19 protein-coding genes are annotated in these 19,842 nt (G+C 56.5%); 15 read left to right on the forward strand and 4 right to left on the reverse strand.

What is annotated here, in order from left to right; translation table 11 throughout:
* Positions 1-68: 68 nt before the first annotated feature.
* On the reverse strand, positions 69-725 hold the full coding sequence (locus tag QMX93_RS11035; protein ID WP_282355670.1) for an HAD family hydrolase: 657 nt from the start codon (positions 723-725) through the stop codon (positions 69-71).
* 143 nt (positions 726-868) lie between these two features.
* On the opposite strand from QMX93_RS11035, the gene QMX93_RS11040 reads away from it, so the two are divergent.
* The gene (locus tag QMX93_RS11040) at positions 869-1,348 is read left to right on the forward strand and encodes an RNA pyrophosphohydrolase (protein ID WP_003229203.1); all 480 of its coding nucleotides are present in this window, start codon (positions 869-871) and stop codon (positions 1,346-1,348) included.
* 22 nt (positions 1,349-1,370) lie between these two features.
* Positions 1,371-3,650 carry a phosphoenolpyruvate--protein phosphotransferase gene (gene ptsP / locus QMX93_RS11045; protein WP_159811911.1) on the forward strand — a complete coding sequence of 760 codons (2,280 nt, stop codon included), beginning with the start codon at positions 1,371-1,373 and terminating at the stop codon, positions 3,648-3,650.
* Between the two features lie 194 nt (positions 3,651-3,844).
* On the opposite strand, the gene QMX93_RS11050 is transcribed toward ptsP, so the two are convergent.
* Positions 3,845-4,591: an NRDE family protein gene (locus tag QMX93_RS11050; RefSeq protein ID WP_282355673.1), complete on the reverse strand. Its 747-nt coding sequence runs from the start codon at positions 4,589-4,591 to the stop codon at positions 3,845-3,847.
* 130 nt (positions 4,592-4,721) lie between these two features.
* Here QMX93_RS11050 and QMX93_RS11055 point away from each other — a divergent pair, with 130 nt between their 5' ends.
* The 9 genes from QMX93_RS11055 (at position 4,722) to QMX93_RS11095 (ending at position 15,578) form a co-directional block, all read left to right on the forward strand.
* Positions 4,722-5,504, forward strand: coding sequence for a sulfite exporter TauE/SafE family protein (locus QMX93_RS11055; protein WP_282355676.1), 783 nt, complete (start codon positions 4,722-4,724; stop codon positions 5,502-5,504).
* Positions 5,505-5,583: 79 nt separating this feature from the next.
* Positions 5,584-6,399 carry a prolipoprotein diacylglyceryl transferase gene (gene lgt / locus QMX93_RS11060; protein ID WP_007913003.1) on the forward strand — a complete coding sequence of 272 codons (816 nt, stop codon included), beginning with the start codon at positions 5,584-5,586 and terminating at the stop codon, positions 6,397-6,399.
* A 50-nt stretch (positions 6,400-6,449) separates the two neighbouring features.
* Positions 6,450-7,154, forward strand: a complete 705-nt coding sequence (gene thyA, locus QMX93_RS11065) for a thymidylate synthase (RefSeq protein ID WP_282355677.1) — start codon at positions 6,450-6,452, stop codon at positions 7,152-7,154.
* 231 nt (positions 7,155-7,385) lie between these two features.
* Positions 7,386-8,492 carry a tyrosine-type recombinase/integrase gene (locus tag QMX93_RS11070; protein WP_169775904.1) on the forward strand — a complete coding sequence of 369 codons (1,107 nt, stop codon included), beginning with the start codon at positions 7,386-7,388 and terminating at the stop codon, positions 8,490-8,492.
* A complete protein-coding gene (locus QMX93_RS11075) occupies positions 8,489-10,837 on the forward strand; it encodes a site-specific integrase (RefSeq protein ID WP_020190339.1) in 2,349 nt (782 codons plus the stop codon). The genes QMX93_RS11070 and QMX93_RS11075 overlap by 4 nt, the downstream gene beginning before the upstream one ends.
* Positions 10,834-12,915, forward strand: a complete 2,082-nt coding sequence (locus QMX93_RS11080) for a tyrosine-type recombinase/integrase (protein WP_282355679.1) — start codon at positions 10,834-10,836, stop codon at positions 12,913-12,915. Before QMX93_RS11075 ends, QMX93_RS11080 begins: the two co-directional genes overlap by 4 nt.
* Complete coding sequence (locus tag QMX93_RS11085; protein WP_020190341.1) at positions 12,912-13,418, forward strand: hypothetical protein; 507 nt, start codon at positions 12,912-12,914, stop codon at positions 13,416-13,418. Before QMX93_RS11080 ends, QMX93_RS11085 begins: the two co-directional genes overlap by 4 nt.
* On the forward strand, positions 13,415-14,248 hold the full coding sequence (locus tag QMX93_RS11090) for a thymidylate synthase (protein WP_020190342.1): 834 nt from the start codon (positions 13,415-13,417) through the stop codon (positions 14,246-14,248). The genes QMX93_RS11085 and QMX93_RS11090 overlap by 4 nt, the downstream gene beginning before the upstream one ends.
* Positions 14,249-14,381: 133 nt before the next feature.
* Positions 14,382-15,578: a hypothetical protein gene (locus QMX93_RS11095; RefSeq protein WP_020190343.1), complete on the forward strand. Its 1,197-nt coding sequence runs from the start codon at positions 14,382-14,384 to the stop codon at positions 15,576-15,578.
* Between the two features lie 52 nt (positions 15,579-15,630).
* Here QMX93_RS11095 and QMX93_RS11100 read toward each other — a convergent pair whose 3' ends face one another.
* A complete protein-coding gene (locus tag QMX93_RS11100; RefSeq protein ID WP_042561611.1) occupies positions 15,631-16,107 on the reverse strand; it encodes a helix-turn-helix domain-containing protein in 477 nt (158 codons plus the stop codon).
* Between the two features lie 177 nt (positions 16,108-16,284).
* Here QMX93_RS11100 and QMX93_RS11105 point away from each other — a divergent pair, with 177 nt between their 5' ends.
* From QMX93_RS11105 to QMX93_RS11120, 4 genes are all read left to right on the forward strand, one after another.
* Positions 16,285-17,019: a metallophosphoesterase gene (locus QMX93_RS11105; protein WP_020192030.1), complete on the forward strand. Its 735-nt coding sequence runs from the start codon at positions 16,285-16,287 to the stop codon at positions 17,017-17,019.
* A gap of 75 nt (positions 17,020-17,094) precedes the next feature.
* Complete coding sequence (locus QMX93_RS11110; protein ID WP_020192029.1) at positions 17,095-17,412, forward strand: hypothetical protein; 318 nt, start codon at positions 17,095-17,097, stop codon at positions 17,410-17,412.
* Between the two features lie 98 nt (positions 17,413-17,510).
* Positions 17,511-18,008: a hypothetical protein gene (locus QMX93_RS11115; RefSeq protein WP_020192028.1), complete on the forward strand. Its 498-nt coding sequence runs from the start codon at positions 17,511-17,513 to the stop codon at positions 18,006-18,008.
* Between the two features lie 77 nt (positions 18,009-18,085).
* The gene (locus QMX93_RS11120; RefSeq protein WP_020192027.1) at positions 18,086-18,715 is read left to right on the forward strand and encodes an HAD family hydrolase; all 630 of its coding nucleotides are present in this window, start codon (positions 18,086-18,088) and stop codon (positions 18,713-18,715) included.
* An 819-nt stretch (positions 18,716-19,534) separates the two neighbouring features.
* On the opposite strand, the gene QMX93_RS11125 is transcribed toward QMX93_RS11120, so the two are convergent.
* A complete protein-coding gene (locus tag QMX93_RS11125) occupies positions 19,535-19,840 on the reverse strand; it encodes a PadR family transcriptional regulator (protein ID WP_020192026.1) in 306 nt (101 codons plus the stop codon).
* Positions 19,841-19,842 lie beyond the last annotated feature (2 nt).

Below are 19,842 nucleotides of genomic sequence, written 5' to 3' on the forward strand. Positions count from 1 at the left end.
GGCAAGCCTTGCTCCTACAAGGGCGGTGTTGATCCCTGTAGGAGCAAGGCTTGCCCGCGAAGGCGATATCAGCCGCGCAGAGATATCACCGGCCAACCACGCTTCTCGGCCTCAGCCCGCAGATTCGGATCCGGATCAACAGCCACCGGATGCGCCACCTGCTCCAGCAACGGCAAATCATTCATCGAATCGCTATAGAAATAGCTGCCCTCCAGCGAATACCCGGTCTCTTCCAGCCAACGATTCAGGCGTGTCACCTTGCCTTCACGGAAGCACGGAATATCAGTGCTGCGCCCGCTGTAACGGCCATCAACCATTTCACATTCGGTGGCGATCAGGGTTTCAACGCCCAGACGCACAGCAATTGGCGCGGTGACGAAACGGTTGGTCGCAGTGATGATCACCAGCTTATCGCCAGCATCACGGTGCTTTTTCAGCAGTTCCAGCGCTTGCGGCAGGACGATCGGTTCGATGCAGTCGCGCATGTAATCGCTGTGCCATTGCTCGAGCACGGCCATGTCGGTGCGGCCGAGGATCTCCAGGCAGAAGTTCAGGTATGCGGCGTTATCCAGTTTGCCGGCCAGGTAATCCTGATAGAACTCGTCGTTGCGCGCTTTGTACGCAATCGGATCGAGGAAGCCGCGTTCACACAGATAGTCGCCCCAGGCGTGATCGCTGTCGCCGCCCAGAAGGGTGTTGTCCAAATCGAATAGAGCCAGGCGCATTGCAGTTACCCGCTGATAAGTCTGTAAAAAGGCGACAAGAATACGGTCTTTTCACAAGAGTGCACATAAGGTAGGAAGCTTCGTTGCCGCCTCATCAACCTTTGTGGAACAATGCGGCGACATGCGTTTGCGAGGTTGTGCCCGTGATCGACCCCGATGGTTTCCGCCCCAATGTCGGGATCATTCTGACGAATGACGCCGGCCAGGTGCTATGGGCTCGCCGTATCAATCAAGATGCCTGGCAGTTTCCGCAAGGGGGAATCAACCCTGAAGAGACGCCGGAAGACGCCTTGTACCGCGAGCTGAACGAAGAAGTTGGCCTGGAACGTGAAGATGTTGAAATACTGGCCTGTACTCGGGGCTGGTTGCGCTATCGTTTGCCGCAACGTCTGGTGCGCACCCACAGCCAACCGCTGTGCATCGGCCAGAAACAGAAATGGTTTCTCCTGCGCCTGATCTCCAACGAGCAGCGGGTGCGGATGGATTTGACCGGTAAACCGGAGTTCGATGGCTGGCGCTGGGTCAGCTATTGGTATCCGTTGGGCCAGGTGGTGACATTCAAGCGCGAGGTGTATCGCCGCGCCCTCAAAGAGCTTGCCCCGCGCCTTTTAGCGCGCGACTGACGACGGAGTTCGACCCCGAGCCATGCTCAATACGCTGCGCAAGATCGTCCAGGAAGTTAACTCCGCCAAGGATCTCAAGGCGGCGTTGGGGATTATTGTGTTGCGCGTCAAAGAGGCCATGGGCAGCCAGGTCTGCTCGGTCTACCTGCTTGATCCCGAGACCAACCGCTTCGTCCTGATGGCCACCGAGGGCTTGAACAAGCGCTCGATCGGCAAGGTCAGCATGGCACCCAACGAAGGTCTGGTCGGTCTGGTCGGCACGCGTGAAGAACCCCTGAACCTCGAAAACGCGTCTGTTCACCCGCGCTACCGCTACTTCGCCGAAACCGGTGAAGAGCGTTACGCCTCGTTCCTCGGTGCACCGATCATTCACCACCGCCGCGTCGTCGGCGTGTTGGTCATCCAGCAAAAAGAACGCCGCCAGTTCGACGAAGGTGAAGAAGCCTTCCTCGTGACCATGAGCGCGCAGCTCGCCGGCGTAATCGCCCACGCCGAGGCCACCGGTTCGATCCGTGGTTTGGGCCGTCAGGGCAAGGGCATTCAGGAAGCCAAGTTCGTCGGCGTGCCGGGTTCACCGGGTGCGGCGGTCGGTACTGCGGTGGTCATGCTGCCGCCGGCCGATCTCGACGTGGTGCCCGATAAAAACATTACTGACATCGACGCTGAGCTGGCGCTGTTCAAGACCGCCATCGAAGGCGTGCGCGCCGACATGCGCGCGTTGTCCGCCAAACTCGCGACGCAGTTGCGCCCGGAAGAGCGCGCGCTGTTCGACGTCTACCTGATGATGCTCGACGATGCCTCGCTGGGCAGCGAAATCACCACCGTGATCAAGACCGGCCAGTGGGCCCAGGGCGCGCTGCGTCAGGTGGTCACGGAACACGTCAACCGTTTCGAACTGATGGACGACGCCTACCTGCGTGAGCGCGCCTCGGACGTCAAAGACCTCGGTCGCCGTCTGCTCGCCTATTTGCAGGAAGAGCGTCAGCAGAACCTGGTCTACCCGGAAAAAACCATTCTGGTCAGCGAAGAACTGACGCCGGCGATGCTCGGCGAGGTGCCGGAAGGCACGCTGGTCGGTCTGGTCTCGGTACTCGGTTCGGGTAACTCCCACGTGGCGATCCTTGCCCGGGCCATGGGCATTCCGACGGTGATGGGTCTGGTCGACCTGCCGTACGCCAAGGTCGACGGCATCGAAATGATCGTCGACGGCACGCGCGGCGAGGTTTACACCAACCCGAGCGAAGTGTTGCGCAAGCAGTTCGCCGAAGTCGTCGAAGAAGAGAAACAACTGGCGCTGGGCCTCGACACCCTGCGCGACCTGCCGTGCGTGACCCTCGACGGCCACCGCATGCCGCTGTGGGTCAACACCGGTTTGCTCGCCGATGTAGCGCGGGCGCAGAAGCGTGGCGCCGAAGGTGTCGGCCTGTACCGCACCGAAGTGCCGTTCATGATCAACCAGCGCTTCCCGAGCGAGAAGGAACAACTGGCGATCTACCGCGAGCAACTCGCCGCGTTCCACCCGCAACCGGTGACCATGCGCAGCCTCGACATCGGCGGTGACAAGTCGCTGTCGTATTTCCCGATCAAGGAAGACAACCCGTTCCTCGGCTGGCGCGGCATCCGCGTCACCCTCGACCACCCGGAAATCTTCCTGGTGCAGACCCGCGCGATGCTCAAGGCCAGCGAAGGCCTGAACAACCTGCGGATTCTGCTGCCGATGATCTCCGGCACCCATGAACTCGAAGAAGCCCTGCACCTGATCCATCGGGCCTGGGGCGAAGTGCGCGACGAAGGCACCGACGTGCCGATGCCGCCGATTGGCGTGATGATCGAAATTCCGGCGGCGGTGTACCAGACCAAGGAACTGGCGCGGATGGTCGACTTCCTCTCGGTTGGCTCCAACGACTTGACCCAGTATTTGCTGGCGGTTGACCGCAACAACCCGCGTGTGGCCGATCTCTACGACTACCTGCACCCGGCGGTGTTGCAAGCCCTGCAAACGGTGGTGCGTGATGCGCATGCGGAAGGCAAACCGGTGAGTATCTGCGGCGAGATGGCCGGTGATCCGGCGGCGGCGGTGCTGTTGATGGCGATGGGCTTCGATAGTTTGTCGATGAACGCCACCAACTTGCCGAAGGTGAAGTGGATGTTGCGTCAGGTGAATCTGAGCAAGGCCAAGGATCTCTTGGCTGAGCTGATGACCATCGACAACCCGCAAGTTATCCACAGCTCGCTGCAATTGGCGCTGAAAAACCTTGGGTTGTCGAAGATGAATCCGCCGGCGGTCGTCAAGGCCCTCTGAAGATCAAAAGCCCCTCACCCTAACCCTCTCCCGTAGGGAGAGGGGACTGATTGGGGGATGCTGCAGAGATACGCCGACCTGAAAGTTCTGTGTTGAATCCATAATCAACTCGGTCTTTCTGGTCGATGTATGGCCCAAGACACCTCGGTCGGCCCCCTCTCCCTCCGGGAGAGGGCTGGGGTGAGGGTCAGCTCTTAGACACAAACCTCAACTTCCCCAAGATGCCCGCCATACGGCCCAAAACTCCGCTCGATCATCCGCCGCGTCCCATCCGCCTGCACCACCAACGCCGTACTCGCCCGCGTCCCATAACTCTGGCTGGCAATAAACACACTCGACAACAAAGTCTCCGTCGCCATCCCCACCCCGGTATCCGGCAGTTCAGCCGACGGCGCAGTCTGCGCATCACTCAACAACCCCAACAACCGCTCAGGCGTCGGATCATCCAGCACTGCACTCAACGCAGCCTTGGCCTTGAGCAACTTCGGCCACGGCGTATCCAGCCCGGCATTGGATAACCCATAGACGCCAGCCGCCAGCATCACCGGCTCCGACAGCCGCGCATTGAAATGCCACAACTCATGGCTGTTGCCGAGCAGCAGGTTAAACCCGGCGTATTCCGTCGAACGCCCAACCACATCGATCAAATAATCATCAATCGACAGATCACCGGTCAGAAACCGCGCCACCAGTTCCCCTCGCGATTTGCGCGCCGGCGGCTGCTGCGGATCACGAATATTGGTCAGCGCCGCAAAGCGCCCATTAGCGCCAATCCCCAGCCAGGTGCCCCCAGCCTCAAGATCGCGCCCCGCGTGCACGTGCGGCGCTTCGGGCCATGGCGCCAGCGGCAGGCTCGGTCGGGCGTAGAATTCGTCACGGTTGGCCGCGACGATCAGCGGCTGGGCATGGCCCGGGCGCCAGGCGAAAACAATCAGGCACATAAGGTGATCCTTGTGTGTTTTTTGCTCACTCTACGCATCCAGCGCCCGTGCATCCATCGTAAGTGGAGCCGAAGGCCATGCATCCGTTACCATGCCGCTCCGGTTTTCGGGATGCGTCTGGGAGAGGGACATGGAATTTCTGCTCTATCTGGCGCTGGGCGCCTGTGCCGGCGTGTTGGCCGGGCTGTTCGGGGTAGGCGGCGGGATCATTATTGTCCCGGTGCTGGTGTTCAGTTTTACCTTGCAGGGCTTCGACCAGTCGATCCTCACGCATCTGGCAGTCGGCACGTCGCTGGCGACGATTATTTTCACCTCGGTCAACGCCGTGCGTGAGCATCATCGTCGAGGCGCAGTACGTTGGCCGATCTTCATGTGGATGGCCGTGGGCATCCTGCTTGGCGCCGGTTTTGGTGCAATGACGGCCGAGGCGATTTCCGGGCCGCACCTGCAAAAGATCATCGGCGTGTTCGCGTTGGTGATCTCGGTGCAGTTGGCGCTGGACGTCAAACCCAAGGCCAGTCGAACCGTGCCGGGCAAATTCGGTCTGACCGTGGCCGGCAGTGTGATCGGTTGGGCCTCGGCGATTTTTGGCGTTGGCGGCGGATCGCTGACCGTGCCGTTCCTGACCTGGCGCAGTGTGCCGATGCAGCAAGCGGTGGCGACGTCATCGGCCTGCGGTCTGCCGATCGCTTTGGTCAGTGCTTTAAGTTTCATGATTCTGGGGTGGCACGATCCGTTGTTGCCGCCGCATAGTCTCGGTTTTGTGTATTTGCCGGCGTTGTTGGGCATCGCCCTGACCAGCATGGTTTTCGCCCGCATCGGCGCGCGATTGGCGCACCGATTGTCGCCGCGCCTGCTGAAACGGCTGTTCGCCGCTTTGCTGTTCAGCGTGGGTTTGAGCTTCCTGCTTTAACCGCGTCGCAATCCTGGCTTAATCCTGAGGTGGCAGCGTCGCCCGGGAATTTTGGTTTCAACTCTAACGAGGAGTCGCAATGCTGCCTTACCCGCAGATCGACCCGGTGGCCCTGGCCATCGGTCCGCTGAAAATCCACTGGTACGGTCTGATGTACCTGATCGGCATCGGCGGTGCGTGGCTGCTGGCGTCGCGCCGGCTCAACCGTTTCGACCCGACCTGGACCAAGGAGAAACTCTCCGACATGGTCTTCTGGATGTCGATGGGCGTGATCGTCGGCGGACGTCTGGGCTATGTGCTGTTCTACGATCTGAGCGCCTATCTGGCCAACCCGACGCTGATTTTCGAAGTGTGGAAGGGCGGCATGTCGTTCCACGGCGGCTTCATCGGGGTGATGCTGGCCGCGTTGTGGTTCGGCAAGCGCAACGGCAAGTCGTTCTTCCAGTTGATGGACTTCGTCGCGCCAATGGTGCCGATCGGTCTGGGCGCCGGGCGCATCGGTAACTTCATCAACGCCGAGTTGTGGGGCAAAGCCACCGACGTACCGTGGGCCATGGTCTTCCCGCCATTCAGCGACCCGGCGCAACTGCCGCGTCACCCGTCGCAGCTGTATCAGTTCGCGCTCGAAGGCGTGGCGCTGTTCCTGATCCTGTGGATTTTCTCGCGCAAGCCGCGTCCGACCATGGCCGTTTCCGGCATGTTCGCGCTGTTCTACGGCATCTTCCGGTTCATCGTCGAATTCGTTCGCGTACCGGATGCGCAACTCGGCTACTTGGCCTGGAACTGGCTGACCATGGGCCAGGTGCTCTGCGTGCCGATGATCGTCGGCGGGCTGTTCCTGATCTGGCTGGCCTATCGTCGCGCACCGGCAGCACCGCTCGCGCCGACGGCTTAAACTACGAACCCCGGCGCGCGACGCCGGGGCTCAAAGGACACAGGTAACTCATGAAGCAATATCTCGAACTGGTCTCGCACGTCATTCAGAACGGCACCAAGCAAGCCAACCGCACCGGCATCAACACCATCAGCTTCCCGGGTGCGATGCTGCGTTTCGATCTGCAGGAAGGTTTTCCGGCGATTACCACGCGCAAAATGGCCTTCAAATCGGCCATCGGCGAGATGTGCGGGTTTCTTCGTGGCGTGAACAACGCCGCCGAATTCCGTGCGTTGGGCTGCAAGGTCTGGGATCAGAACGCCAACGAAAACGCGCAGTGGCTGGCCAACCCGTTCCGGCAGGGCGACGACGACCTCGGCGAAATCTACGGCGTGCAATGGCGCAAATGGCCGGCGTACAAGCAGATCCCGCTGAGCAACAGCGCCGCCATCGAACAAACCTTGAGCAACGGCTACAAGCAGATCGCTCAGGGCGAAGAAGACGGCCAGGCCTACGTGGTGCTGTACAAAGCCATCGATCAGGTGCGCCAGTGCGTCGACACGATCATCAAGGATCCGGGCAGTCGTCGCATTCTGTTCCACGGCTGGAACGTCGCTCAGCTCGATGAAATGGCCCTGCCGCCATGCCACCTGCTGTACCAGTTCCACCCGAATGTCGAGACCAAGGAAATCTCCCTGACCCTCTACATCCGCTCCAACGATCTGGGGCTATTATACCCCCTCGACGAAACCGCACATTACGCAATGGCTGCGTAGTAAGGCTTTACCTTCCAAGCTCATTTATTGTGCCCCAATACGAAATGCACATTGTGTATAGTACGGGCCGCTTTGAAGAGAGAGGAAGCCGTGAAGGTCATCGCAGTTAGGGGCGCCCCCCTAGATTTCAGAGAGTCCCCAACCAGGCGGGACGACTCATCCGAAGAATCCCCAATTCAGGAAGCCGTGAACGTCACAGGGACAGCCGTCTTTGATGATGATGAGCGCCTCATGCCTTTGATTTCGGGTTACCTATCCCACGCGCTTCAGAAAGCCTATATATCCCAGCAGACGGCCATCACCTATGGTCGCAACCTTGGGTACACCTGCGAGTACCTGACGAACCGCCGTGAGTTTCGTGATTGCGAGCGTGACTCGGCGTTCTTGGAAATCCGCACCCACGTGATCGAGGAGTACTTCGCTCACCTGCGCGAGGACGAGGAGCTTTCCAAGAAGACGGTGCGCAACCGGGATTCGTCTTTGATGGCGTTTTTCAATGATTCTCTATGCCGGGGAGTGGACGACGCACCCGCGCCTCGTACCGCGCCTAACCCCTACACTGCCGGCTACCTGTCCCCCCGTCCCAACAAGAGCTTGGTAGTGGCTTGTTCCCTGAATGATCTCAGAGAGCTCATCCTGGCTACGCAGAGTGAGCGTGAGCGCTGCTTGCTCCAGTTCATGTACGACGCAGGCGTGCGCCGCTCAGAAGTCCCGCGAGTGACCCTCAAGGCCATTGATGATGCCCTTCGATTCCAGGACACGTTGTTCATCTCGCCTGGTGTTTCAGAACCGGTAAACGCGGACTACTGCCCGCTGCATATTGATGGAAGCAAAGGCCCTGCGGACTCATTTAAGCCCCGCCAGACGTTGGTCAGCCGCGCCACGCTGCTGCGCATCAAGAAGTACCATGCTTCGCCGCTGTACAAAATGACTAAGCGTCAATTCAAGGGGGCTGAGAACACCCCTGCTTTCCTGAATGCGGAAGGGGGTGAGTACACCCCTCGCTCGATCTCCAAGCTCTTGGAGCGCACATCCGAGCGAGCGCTGAACCTGCTGAAAATCGACAGGATGATCTCTCCCCACAAGTTGAGGCACGGGAATGCTTATGCCCTGTTGAGAACGCCAGACATTGGTAGTGATTACCTTGACCGGCTAGTGAGCGTGCAGAAGACGCTTGGTCACTCGCGCCTCAGCACGTCGGAAACCTATACCCAGATCCCCTACGACCTCTACCAGAAGCTCGTACGCCCCGGAACTGAAACCAAGACGAAAGCAGGCGAGATGGCTGAGCTTTCCCAGCAGACGCGCCTGAAAATTGATGCGGGAGATATGAAATGAGTCGGTTGACTAGCGCTCAGGCAGACGCCGTCATTGAGTCATTTGTGGCCCGCGCCACTGATGATCGGGAGTCGTTGCTGAAGGTATGTCTGAGCAGGGGGGACGAGTTGGCGGTGGCTCCTAAATACCTCATCGAACAGACTAATCTGAACCCAGGTACGATCTCAAAGCGCGTCTCAAGCTTTGAGCCGATCTTCGAGGCGATGCGCGCCGAAGGAATTATCGTACCTGGCCATCCGTCTGGCGCCTGCGATTGGCGCCGTAGGCTGCTTGCCTGGTACGAAGGCATGTCTATGGAGGAGAAGCTGGCGATTCCAGTGGCTGCCAATACCATCAGGGATCGTGGCTTCATGAGCGAGATTCCTGAATTGGCTGGCTTCAAATCAGCCAGGGCGAGCTTCGAACTGGTGCGGATCACGTTTGAGGAGATTCTCGATGATCTTCGCAAGCTTGGTGTTCTTGACCCTAACTATCAAACCGTCGAGCAGCGTATCGCCTCGAAGACGGTAGTCGAAAAGACTGAGTCATTGCGAGACGGCTTCAACGCTTTGCGCTCAGTCCGCATCCATCGCCTGTCCGACCTCGTAAGCCCGGAACCGGAGCGCCCCTTCCAGCACCTGCTGCACCTCTTCAGTGCTTCATCAATGAAGAGCAGTAGTGCGTCAGGGCAGTCGAATTTCATTGAGGCTTTCAAAAACTTCCGAGCCTATCTCAAGGATGCCAACTACACAGGCTTGGAGGACATTAGGGAGCTCGTAACCCCGTATTCCCTCCCCAAGTTCAGGGGATATCTCCAGGAAAAGATCTTGGAGCGTTCGCTGTCGACCAGCCACAGCAGTTCGATGATGAGCTCTGCTCGGAAAATGATGGCGCGCGCAGTCCAAATCGAGGGTCTCGGGCTGAGCAGCTACGTCGCAGCTACAGGCTTCGATGCTGAGCGTGAAACTGACCAGTACAAGCCTTATCCCCAGGCTGTCCGAAACCGTATTTCGCAGGTCATTGAGCAAGAAATTGATGAAACCAATCGCTTGGCCCAGGCTTACGTTCCAAGCCAGGTAGGGGAAGATCCGCTGAACGCTGACGGAAGAGTACGCCGAGGCTTTAACACTCTGGATAACGCACGGTGGATTTTTGAGAACAAACTCAACTGCAAGCCCCTAAACTTCGAATCCGTAGATAAAAACGACCTTTATCAACGGGCGTTTATGTCGATTATCTCGGCTTCGCCAATTTCGATCTTCGAGGTTTATAAAAGCTGGGGCGTGCAGTATCAGGTTGATGGTCGAGTCATTGCGCCGTACATCGCTCGGCTTGCCCAAGTTACCGGGATGAATGCTGACTCGCTGCTGGGACTGGAGCTGGATGATTTCATTGAGCGCCATGACTTAACGGATCGGCCTTGCTTGCTGTATTGGAAAGAGCGTTCTGAAGGCGCGAAGATGCTTCATCTAGATATCTTCCATGCGGAGATCTCTTGGCTGACCACCTCTCAAGGCCGTGTGGTCAAGAAAATCTTTGACGATGTGAAGCACCTGACCCGTGAGATTCGCTTGAGTGCGCCTGTCGAAGCCCAGAACAAGCTCTTCATTTACCGCTCAAGCTCTCCCAGGAAATACGGGGTTGTAGATTCCTTTGAGAACTCAGGTGGCAACCAGCTCAATAAGACCCTGGACAAGTTCTCTCAGGATCACGGGCTGCTTGACGAAGATGGTAATCCTCTCAAGCTCTCACCGTCACGTTTCCGACCTAGCTTCGTAAGCGAACTGATCGAGCGCGGCGTCTCTCCACGTGAGATCCAGGTTCTCCTGGGGCATAAGAGCCTAAGCACCACCATGGCCTATCTGGATCAGATGGACTTCAACCCCATGGCGCGCCGAATGCTGAATAAGGTTCTCCATGAAATGCAGCAAGACACGTTAGAGGAGGCTCCGAAGCTGATCCCGACCAAGACTATCGAGCCCACGCCCGAGGCGATGCCACTGCGTTCTGGCCTTGCCACATGCATGAACGTTTTTGACCCACCTGCTTTCATCAAGGCGTTGGCAAGCTATGACCCCAGCAAGCCCTGCACGCTGTTCAACATGTGCCTTTCATGCAGCAACAGCATCATCACGGTATCGCACCTGCCGGAGCTCTTCGCCATGCGGCGTGACTACCAAAGGATGATTGAAGTCAACCGGGTGCTCGATACGCCCTACGGAGCCGTCATCCTGGACAACCTTGATGTGCTAAACAACCTTCTAGATCCTGAGACATCGGACTTTTCCGCAGAAGAGCTGACCAAGGCTGAGCGCCTCTCTGAAAACCTGCAGGTCAGTGTTTTGACCGAGGGAGTAACGCTATGAACCATGCTCTGATCCCTGAACTCGCTGCGTACAAACAGTGGCGTACAACTGCTCACACCCTGCTGCTTGAGTTGCGCAGAAACATCGCCGATCCGACTCCTGTGTCGCTGGAAGCACTCTCTTGGTACCAGGCGCTGATGGCGTTGCCTGTCAGTAAGACATCCGTCTTGGGCGACGCCGTCTGGGACTTCAATGACGATCATCCGAACGCCGCCAGGAATGTCCAAGGAGCCAAGCTACGGCTCAATTTTGACTCGTACCCATTGCTCAACCAGTCGGCGGTCTTGGAGGTCAAGGTGGCCCTGTATTGCTGGCTGAAGATGCCAGCGGCAACGCGCTCGTTTGCCTCGCCAAGGAACATCAAAGCCAACACCGCCATTTCATGCATGAAGGCTGGATTGAGCTTCCTGGATACGATGTCGGGGCAGGCGCGCCAGCTGATGACGGATGAGTTCTTCGAGGTTGGACACCATGGTCTGACGTACTTTGATGCGGGTATGTACCGGGAGGCAGCGCTCATTCATCCCTACGCCTTTGGCCCTGATCTCAAGAAGTTCTTTACCTTGGTCAGGTCGCCATTTTTCGAGGAGCAGATTTTCGAAGAGCCACTGCCTTACGTTCAGCTGGAATCGCTCGCCTGGGCCAAGGTACTCAAGCACGTCCCTGATTCTGAGCGCACATACCGTATTCTGCCGAACGATGTGTTCGAGAAGGCTTCTCGCGAGGCGTCGTTCGCAGTGGTCGACTTCCTAAGCACTCTGGGGGAGCCTGTGGATGACCTGGTTGCCCTTACCCGCCAAAACGCTAGCGGCTACTCGTTAGCCAACGCTCAAGAGCTGTCGCGTTACAATTTCGAGTTGTACGTAGCGCTGAGGCTGCGGAGAAAAGGCTATGACTCCGGTGCGATGGCGAATGCACTGTCCGCAGCTTTTGGCTGCATTCCATCTACGTTCCAATCTGGCTCTGGTCGACATGATTTTAAGGCGACCGAAACGTTACTCAAGCTCTCAGATTCCAAACTGGACGATGATTTCCGTAGGTACATCAATTTCGTCTCGTACAGTGCCTGCTATCTCGTGGCGCAGTACACCGGCATGCGGCCCTCAGAGCTCTCCGAGATCCTAGTCGAGTCGTGCATGGAGCAAGAGAGCGACTACTGGTTGCTGATCAGCAACGTGATCAAGCATCGCCAAGGCTTGGCCAAGCTGTTCGACGACAAGTGGATCGCGATTCCGATTGTGCGTGACGCCATCCGTGCCGCTTGCCTCATCGCTAAGGTAAAGCAGAATCCTTACCTGTTCTCCAATGTGGATACTGTCGCGCAGGACGCCGAACCAAACTCAATGTCCTCGCTTGGAATCACTCACCAGTTCAGAGCTTTCTTCGAGGATATTCTGACGGACGAGGAGTTCGAGTCGCTGGAATTCTCGCCTTACACGTTGCGACACACCCTGGCTTACCAGATGGCCAGGGCTGAGCTTGGGCTCCCATTCATCTCTCACCAGCTAAAGCACTTCGGTGACCTTATCGGTGGTGCTGGCCAGAACAAGGCGTTCAGTGCGGTGACGCTTGGGTACGGAGCGATCGCTGAGATCTTGTCCAAGGGTGGGCGTTCATCTAGCAAGACGCCGACGCAAATGGCAGAGGAGGAGTACATCCAGAGCTACTGCGATCCCTACGGAAACTACGCCGGCCCCAATGCGGAGAGCCACAAGGCGCGGATGAAAAAGGTGTTCAGCGGGTACATGGCGGCTGGCTACACCAAAGAGCAAATCATCGCCCAGATGGCCAAGAAGCGCATGGCGATCATCAACGTGGGACAAGGCTTCTGTTATGGCGGTCAACGTGAGGTATTTGACGAGTCTCTGCCCTGCATCGGATCGCTGCGTTGCAATCCGAATCGGTGCAAAAACGCCGTGGTCACCAAGGCTCACGCTCCTAAATGGCGGGAGATCTATGTGCAGAACAGCTTGGCCTTGAGCTCTCCGAACTCAGCAGGCTCTGAGGAGGAGTTGCGAGCGGCGATGGAGGAAGCCAAGGGTGTGTTGGAGCATCTGGGTGAGGAGGTCGAGGTATGACAGTCCAGGCGTTTGATGCCAAGAATAAGCTCGACTACGACCGGAACACTGAGCTGCTGGCTCAGGGGCTTATGCAGATTGCCTCTGATCCGAAACTGAAGCCGACGATGGCGGAGCTGAGCCGCATCACAGGCATTCATCGCAACACTATCCGACAGCGCGACTTCCCGGCGCAGCGGCTTGAGGCGATCAAGGACAACCGCCGCATTGCAGTGCTCGCTCAGAGGGTCAAGGCTGAGAAGAAGCAGGATCCCAAGACGATTCTGATGCAACGCCTTGAAAAGAGTCGATTGGAAGTGCTTTATTGGTTCAATAGGTATCAGGATTCTGAGAACTCTTGTGCCACGCTCGACAAGAGATTGGACACTGTCCGCGAGTCTAGGGACTACTACCTCCAGCTCGCAGATGAGCTGCGTCAGAAGATCAAAGAGCAAGATACTGAAATTTTGAAATTGCGTGACGCACTGGATTTGGTCAGCGCGAACCTTGAGGAACCGAAATGAAGATGTACCACGATTTGCTGGCCGACGTGCTAGAGAATGGCGTCGAGAAAGGCGATCGCACCGGCACCGGCACGCTGAGTGTCTTCGGTCGCCAGTTCCGCCACAACCTGGAGGATGGCTTCCCGCTCCTCACCACCAAGAAGCTGCATTTCAAGAGCATCATCAACGAGATGATCTGGTTCCTGAATGGTGACACGAATACCAAATGGCTGAAGGAGCATGGTGTCAGCATCTGGGATGAGTGGGCAACTGAAGACGGTGACCTCGGCCCGATCTACGGCAAGCAGTGGACGGCCTGGCCTACCCAGGACGGCAAGGCCATCAATCAAATCGACTACGTCGTTCATACGCTCAAGACTAACCCAAACAGTCGTCGGATTCTCTTCCATGGATGGAACGTCGAGTACCTTCCTGATGAATCGGTGAGTCCACAAGAGAATGCCCGGAATGGGAAGATGGCATTGCCACCATGCCATTTGCTCTATCAGTTCTATGTAGCCAACAATAAGTTGTCGGCGCATCTATACATTCGGTCGTCAGACTTATTGCTCGGAAATCCCTATAACCTAGCAGGGGTTAGTTTTTTAACTCATATGTTGGCGCAGCAGTGCGATTTGGGAGTTGGCGAGGTTGTAGTTACAATGGGTGATGCGCATATTTACTTGAATCATATTGAGCAAGTTAACCTGCAACTGACTCGTGATCCGCGCCCTCTGCCTAAGTTGCAGTTCAAGCGCAAGCCGGACAGCATTTACGATTACAAGTTTGAGGACTTTGAGATTGTGGGCTATGACCCACATCCTCATATTCCTGCTCCTGTATCGATCTAACTGAGTCGATGCCTGGCTAGCCAAATTTTGGTTGGCCAGGATGGGAATTTTGAATGGTAAGCATAGGCCTCGCCTCATCGCTTTAGGCTTCGGGTTTTGCAGGACGCAATCAGGCAACCGCCAAGGAGTTCAAATGTACCTCACGATCATGAAGCCACAAGCGCTTCAGCAAATCGCTGTCTTAGCCCGTGGATTATGGATCGTTGAAGGCCCTGAAGGCTTCGTGCTGGTAATCAAGGCAGGGAAAGAGCTGATCTTGGCCGCTCAGCAAAGGCGTGAATTGAAGCTTTACCTTGCGCCATACAAGGCAGGCGAAACGACGGGGCTTACGCTTCTCACAGCCTGCTTTGATGACCCACAAAGTCCGCTATTGATCAAAACCCCACTCATCCCTGGTGACCCTCTCACAGAGGCACTGCAGAGCTTCCCTGACGAATTCAGTGTGTGCTTTTTCGACGAGCACAACCGCGAGCTGTTCAGTTGTAAGGCCCAGGCGAAGCTTGGTCAGCTCCGCAAGGAGCTCGGTACACTCAGCCCCATTGGAGCAGATCACTGGCCCAAGATGTATGAGCAGGCGGAAAGATGGTTCAGCCTCACGACCTATGAGGACGACGCTCGTGCCACAACGGTGTTCCTGCAGGAAGATCTGTTCCCCTCGGACTATTTGATCACCGACCTGACCCGCCAGGACTTTCGAGGCTCCCAAGGCTTCTCCAATACGCAGTTAGAGCGCACTGAGCCGGGCACGTTTCAGGAGTTGGACATCATCTATCTTCTCCAGCGCGCATACACCTCCGAGCGGATCATCCATGGCCCCTTGAAGGTTTCCGATGGCGAGGAGCTGGCTGACGTAGTGGTGATGGGCGATGAAGTGACTTTGCTGCTGCAGGCGAAGGACAGTCCCAATACGCCAGCAATGATGAACACAACGCTTGAGAGAAAGCGAAAGAAGGCCATAAGTCAGTTGAAGAACGGCCTGCAGCAACTACGTGGCGCCATCTCAACGATCAGGCGAGAAGGCAATCCAGCCTTAGCGCTTGTGGACGGCACGCCCTTGGACATTGATCTTGCTGCACGCCCCCTGGTGGGAGTTGTCGTGGTCAGAGAGCTTTTTATCGACAACTACGATGAATACAGCGCCATGATTTTGAAATTCATGGATGAGGTCGGAATTCGCGTCCTAGCCTTCGATTACAACGAGTTCGAGGTCATGACCCGCCACTGCCCTTCGGAAGATGCACTGCTGTCAGCGTTCTTGCAGATTTCCAAATGCGCTGAGGAAAGGCGTATCTATCCCCGGCTGCGCTTCACGGATCTGCCGCCGCGCTAAATCGAATTGGAAAAGTGGAGAGCTTCTCTGCTCTCACCCCACAACTCCCTTTCTAGCCAGGCAGTTCTTTGAGCCAGTAACGCCTGACAGTCGCTTCAGGCAACCCCAGCGCTCGACCCACCTCCGCCTTCGACATGCCACTGGCCTTGAGCTCTAGTACTGCCCGGATTCGATCTGGGCTGCTGGGTTTGCCTCGCGTGCGCTTCACCAGCCCTTCACCAGCGTCCCAATGCCTCTTCAGGCCCTGCAACCCTCCCTGGGCTACGAAGCCTTCCAAGTCCTTTGAAGCCTTCGCCATGACATCGATAGGTGATGACCCATCCTGGAGGGCCTGACATAGCGCGACGAGAGCCACGAGGTCGAAATCCAGGGTGCGCGCGATCTTGCTCAGCTTGACCAAAGAGACCTGCGTTTTCCCTTGCTCCAATCGTGACAGATTGGCTTGGGAACTGATCTCGGCAAGCTCCTCCTGAGCTGATCCTCTCAGGTCGCGCAGAGCTCGGACTATTGCTGCTATCTCGTTCTGCATGCTGAGCGCTCAAAACGAAGAATAGGGCCACAGCGCCATGCGTCGATAAATATCGAAAGCTAGCAATAATGGCGATCATCGTTTATCGTGGGCCTACTGATGGCAGCTTCGCCGCGTCCGAGCGACCGGGCCAGGGAATGATCAATTTATTAGAAAGTCGACGTCAGCAGGCTTGGGATGAAGCTTCATATACTGTCTGATCTGCATTGTGAGTTCGCCGATTTCGTCCCCCCTGTGGTGGACTGTGACGTGGTCGTATTAGCCGGTGACATCCACGTGAAGTCCAGGGGGGCCATGTGGGCCAGCCTGACCTTCAGCACGCCTGTCATATATGCCATGGGCAATCATGAGCACTACAGCGGGAATATAGATCGAACCCACAGCAAGCTGCTTGACGCTGCTGAGGCGCACGTCCACGTATTGGAAAATCAGGTTTTAGAACACCGTGACGTGCAGTTTCTCTGCGCTACGGGTTGGACGAGCCTGGCCGCGACCGGAGACCCAGTAGCTGCTTCTTGGTGCGCTCGTAACTCACTGAATGACTTTCGCGCAATCCGTGTCGGTGAACAGTATCGGCGTTTGCGCCCTGATGATCTGATCGCGAGAAATCGAGAGACGAAGGAGTGGTTGGAGGGCCAGCTATCGCTGCCATTCAACGGTAAGCGTGTAGTTGTGACTCACTATCCGCCCCTTATGAAGTTCGTGAGTGACCAAGGAGCCGATCCTCACTTGCGAGCAGCCTATGGAAACAATTGGGATGGCCTGATGGATTTCAAGATCGATCTATGGATCTTTGGCCATACCCACGAAGCTGTGGATGAGGTGGTTAATGGCGTTCGGTTTGTGAGTAATCCTCGTGGTTATCCCACCGAAGAAACTGGCTTTCGGCCAGACCTAGTTGTCAGTGTATGAAGACTGATTGGGCTGCCGTCGTTTAGCTTTTTCAGTAAGTGAGTAGGTTTCAAATTCGAACGTGATGGAGAATCCATGAGTTGTCTGAATTCCCAGGACTGGATGGTTGAGGGCGTAATACGACTGCCCAGTCTGGTGTCAGCTAAGTTGGCGATCGCGCAGGCCCATGATTGGGGTGCACTAGTGGACGCGTACCTGGTAGATGCAGCTGAAGTTGGCGATCGTTTCGTTGCGTATGTGTATGGCGATCTTTCAGGGCAACTGGCTGATGGGATGACAATTGTCACACCCCCTAGTGAGGTGATAGCGGAGGTCGAAGGCATGGCGTTATTGCGGACAGTGTCAGGCAACGATCATTACGTCATGGTCAGCCGATTGCCTGCCGCCGCTTGATTGCCCCCGCGTTGTCGAGGCCGCTGTCTCAGCCTGCTTAATTAGGCCCCGCCGTCATCTAATCCATTAATAGTTAATGTGTGTTTAAGGGAGGAAGCATGTCCGAGTTAAAGAAACTGACATTGACTGTTAAGAACTATGATGCTCAAGGGAGCGGTGATCTAGACGCTCTCTATCGACGTGTTAGATACGAAGATGAGCACGGCGCTACTCTCTATTTCAAAGAGGTTGTGATGCTGAAGTACCTTGTGAAGCATGGTGCTTTGGCGACTGATGTTCCGCGAACTTGGTACTATAAGCATGCCTCAAAGAAATCGATAATTGTTGTCGCTTTTGAGAAGGCTGGTGGGAAAGTTGAGTGCGACTTGGATGATCTGCGAATTATTGCAAGGTCGACTTTGGTAAAGGGTGTGGTTATTTCGCTAGCAGCGGTTCCAGCTGGGATTATTGCTGCAACGGCAACCTTTGGAGTTGGGCTTGTCATTATTCCTATGTTTTTGTGGTATGGGTACAGGAACGTCTTCAAGCTTCCGAAAATGCTGGGTCGAAAAACGCTGGTGGATGATTTTTCAAAATTTGGCGTTACTCTTCGATAGCTTAGTTTTTTGGTTGTTGAACTTGATTCTCGTTAGAGTGGCTGTCTTGCGGACGGTGACCAGCGAAGGAAACTCAGATGAAGACCAATGCCGTTATCTTTGACGCCTTCGGAACGCTGGTCGAGATTCAGCAGCCGACACATCCGTTTCGACAGTTGCTTCGAGAGGGGCGACGCCAAGGCCGCTTGCCTCGCGCTGATGACATTCGAGCGATCATGACCCGTTGCCTTTCCCTAAGCGAGGCTGCGCTGTACTTTGGTATCAAAATCTCGCCCTCCCAGCTTGCATTTCTCGACCAATGCCTGGAGGAGGAACTGGCAAGCATTCGGCCTTATCCAGACGCGGTTGAGGCCGTTGGGCTACTGCAAGCTGCAGGGCTGAGACTGGCTGTGTGTTCAAACCTGGCCATGCCTTACGGCCCCGTAGTGGAAAGGATTTTCCCGCACCTTGGGGCCTATGGTTTCAGCTATCGCATTGGTGTTATGAAACCGCAAGCGACCATCTACCAGCACATCTGCGATCTACTTGATGTTCGGCCAGGAAATGAGCTCAGTAGTCAGAGGCGGATTGTCATGATTGGCGACTCAGAAAGGTGTGATCGGGATGGGCCTGGCCAGGTTGGTATCAAGGGTTATCTGTTGCGCAGGAATGGAGGCGGGGCTTCCAATCTTTCCCATTTTGCACAATCAGTGCTGAGTGATAGGTAGCTGGGAGCAGATCTTCAATTCGATGGAAGCGTTGCGTCTGAGCTAAAGGGCCGCGCCACGAGGTGGCCCTGTCGGGATGCCCCCTGCACAGAGTACGAGCGGCGACCAGACCAGTATCACCAGAGGGTGAAGCATGAATGAGCTTAGGATTGTCGGGCGATGCGTTCGCTCCCCGATCGGCTGCTGGAGTGCTAGGCATCGCTGTTTTGAAACGCGTTACGAGCAGGTCTTCTCAATCGCACTTGAAGTGTTTGGAAGCCGAAAGAAGGCGGAGCGATGGCTCGTAAGATCTGTAGTAGGTGTAGGCCGTCAGGCACCCTGCAGGGTGCTGTGCACACCTATGGGACTCACAATTATCCATGACGAGATTATACGGCTTGACCACGGCATACGAGCCTAATGCCATCTAGCCTGTCGTTGCGTTCTATCGAGTGAGGGCCGCCGCACCAGAGACTGTGCGATTCGTGGTCTTGTGTGCTGAGCTTCACTGCCACATTTTTCCGATCTGGCTTTTCAGACTATCGGGTGGGCAGACTATAAGCCATTGACGAATGGTAACGCCTTGCACATGTAGCAAGCCGAGCCAGGGCAAAGCCCCCTGAACTGCTCCGTCTGTGAGATCAGATGCGTAATTGCATGGACTTGACCACCTGTTGCACTCGACTTGACCAGTTGTTTGCATCGAATTTGACCGGCGCACGGGTACGCCTTGACGGGCAGAAGTCGGCCAAAAGCGTACGTAGCTAATAGGCCACTGCTTTCGGTCAGTGTGCGGTCATGAAAGCAAGTAGCTGGTCGCAGGCACTCCGGTTAAGACCATCAGCGTCCTTCGATTAACTCGCCGAACAACTCCCTAACCTTCACCTTGGCATCTGCCAGCGCGGCTCGGCCTTCATCGGTAATCTCATACATGCGTCGCTCGCGGCGCCCAGTGCGTTCATGGTGCGAGCACAGATAACCCTTCTTCTCCAAACCGTGCAGCATCGGATACAGCGTGCCCGCGCTGAGCTTGTAACCGTGGTGGCTCAGCTCCTCGATGACGGCCAGCCCGAAGATGGGAGCCTCGGCAGCGTGGTGCAGGATATGCAGGCGGATCAACCCGCCGTAGAGGTCTTTGTCGGTCACTC

The organism is Pseudomonas sp. PS01303 (genome assembly GCF_029959385.1).
Taxonomy (GTDB): domain Bacteria; phylum Pseudomonadota; class Gammaproteobacteria; order Pseudomonadales; family Pseudomonadaceae; genus Aquipseudomonas; species Aquipseudomonas rustica.